Below are 2,464 nucleotides of genomic sequence, written 5' to 3'. Positions count from 1 at the left end.
GTAGCGCCAGTCGCACCCGTGCCGCCCGTAGCGCCGGTGCCGCCGGTAGCTCCAGTAGCGCCAGTCGCACCCGTGCCGCCGGTAGCGCCAGTGGTTCCGGTCGCTCCGGTAGCGCCGGTGGTTCCGGTAGCGCCCGTGGTGCCCGTCGCTCCAGTAGCTCCGGTAGCACCGGTAACACCGGTGACTCCAGTAGCTCCGGTCGCTCCGGTTGCCCCGGTGGCTCCCGTAACCCCCGTTGCTACTGCTCTTACAAATACAACTTCGTCTATCGCGACATTTGCGGTACCGATATTGACGGGTTTTTCAATCAAAAGGGAGGCATATACGGCGTTTGATGGTGCGGTTGTTGTGACTTCAAAGATGGTTTGCCAGGCGTCGCTACCGGCTATGCTCGGCAATGAACTGGCCGGGAGGACAGCAGTAAGGGCATTAGAAATCAAAATGTAGCCGCTAGTGTAGTAGTTAACGGTAATGTTTACGGGATCGTTATTTAGTGCTTCGACTTTTGCAATAGACATACTTAATTGATAACTTTCCCCAGGCTGAACAAAAACGGTTTGCAGCAAAGCCGCATATTGAGTTCCATTCAAAAGGGCACTGAAACTTCCCACTTTTGAAACGGCGTTCGTAATGCTTGCATTAAACCCAGCCCATGGAATGAGGGAGCCCGTCTCAAAGCTTCCGTTTGAGATCAGGTTAGTGAAAGAAACCGTCATGCCAAGTCCCACTCCTTTCTGAAATATTGTATTTTGTCCTCCGATAGATTGCGTGAACAAACCATCCAGACTTATAAAAATGGGTGGTGTTTAAATTAATTAGCTAGATTTCTGTTATTACAAGCTCCGAAGTTTTTTAACGATAATTTGACCACTGTTTCCGGCGGCAAGTGTAATTCCCAATCCAGAGACAGTTACGGTCAAATCCCCAGTCGTTTGTGCAGCAAAAACAGTGGTGGCTATTAAGTTTGTACTGATGACGGAAGTTACCGTATTAGCAGCTGGGTTCGGGGATGCGGTGCCGGAGTAAGTGATACTAATTGTAGCGGCGATGGAAAGAGTGGTGATTAGACTTACGTTAACCTCGTAATACCCGGTTTCATTTATTGAAAAGGTAGTGGCCGAAGCTCGTGTAATCGCAGATCCGTATTGTACGCCTGTAGTGCCAAACGGGACGTTTCCGCCAGCGGAAACGACTGCTGTTCCACTATTTAGCGCACTGAGCGTGGAAGGAATACCTTGTTCAGCTGTGCTTCCAGTAGCTCCAGTCGCACCGGTGGCGCCTGTAGCACCTGTTAATCCAGTAGCTCCGGTATCTCCCGATGCACCTGTTGCACCAGCCGGTCCAGTGGCACCAACGTCGCCGGTTGCGCCCGTAGCACCTGTCGGTCCGGTGGCGCCTGTAGCACCCGTTACTCCAGTAGCTCCAGTAACGCCCGTCGTACCGGTTGTTCCTGTAGCGCCGATGTCACCCGTGGTGCCCGTGGCGCCAGTTGCGCCGATTGGTCCTGTAGCACCGACATCACCCGTCGCCCCGGTCGGTCCCGTGGCACCGACGTCGCCCGTAGCGCCAGTCGTGCCGGTTGGCCCAGAAGCGCCGACATCACCAGTCGGTCCAGTTGCACCGACGTCGCCCGTAGCTCCAGTAGTACCTGTCGGCCCAGTAGCGCCGACGTCACCTGTCGCGCCAGTGGCACCAACGTCGCCCGTAGCTCCAGTAGTACCTGTCGGCCCAGTAGCGCCGACGTCACCAGTCGGTCCAGTTGCACCGACGTCGCCCGTAGCGCCAGTCGTGCCGGTTGGCCCAGTAGCGCCGACATCACCAGTCGGTCCAGTTGCACCGACGTCGCCCGTAGCTCCAGTAGTACCTGTCGGCCCAGTAGCGCCGACGTCACCTGTCGCGCCAGTGGCGCCAATGTCACCCGTGACGCCAGTTGCGCCGGTCGGTCCCGTGGCACCAACGTCGCCCGCCGCGCCAGTCGTACCGGTTGTTCCTGTGGCACCGACGTCGCCCGTGGCGCCAGTTGCGCCGGTTGTTCCAGTAGCACCAACGTCGCCCGTCGCGCCCGTTACACCGGTCGGTCCCGTGGCACCAACATCACCCGTAGCACCAGTTGCGCCGGTCGGTCCCGTGGCACCAACATCGCCCGTGGCACCAGTTGCGCCGGTCGGTCCCGTGGCACCAACGTCGCCCGTGGCGCCCGTTACACCGGTCGGTCCCGTGGCACCAACGTCGCCCGTGGTGCCCGTTGCGCCAATCGGTCCTGTAGCACCGACATCGCCCGTAGCGCCAGTCGTGCCGGTTGGCCCAGTAGCGCCGACGTCACCTGTCGTTCCAGTTGAGCCTGCCGGTCCCGTGGGTCCGACATCACCTGTCGCACCAGATGCACCGGTCGTTCCTGTGGCACCGACGTCGCCAGTCGCACCGGTCGTTCCCGTGGCACCAACATCACCCGTAGCACCAGTCG

General features: G+C 58.7%; 2 protein-coding genes. Both read right to left on the bottom strand.

Annotated features, from left to right (window positions below):
* Window positions 1-716, bottom strand: a 716-nt coding sequence (locus AC6I6H_RS22390; protein WP_497956816.1) for an NTTRR-F1 domain, incomplete at its 3' end; no start/stop codon positions are given.
* A 117-nt stretch (window positions 717-833) separates the two neighbouring features.
* Complete coding sequence (locus AC6I6H_RS22385; protein WP_497956818.1) at window positions 834-1,232, bottom strand: BclA C-terminal domain-containing protein; 399 nt, start codon at window positions 1,230-1,232, stop codon at window positions 834-836.
* Window positions 1,233-2,464: the final 1,232 nt, after the last annotated feature.

The organism is Gorillibacterium sp. sgz306347, from assembly GCF_059735245.1.
The sequence above is the reverse complement of the archived record's forward strand: the minus strand, read 5'-3'. Positions and strand labels throughout refer to the sequence as shown.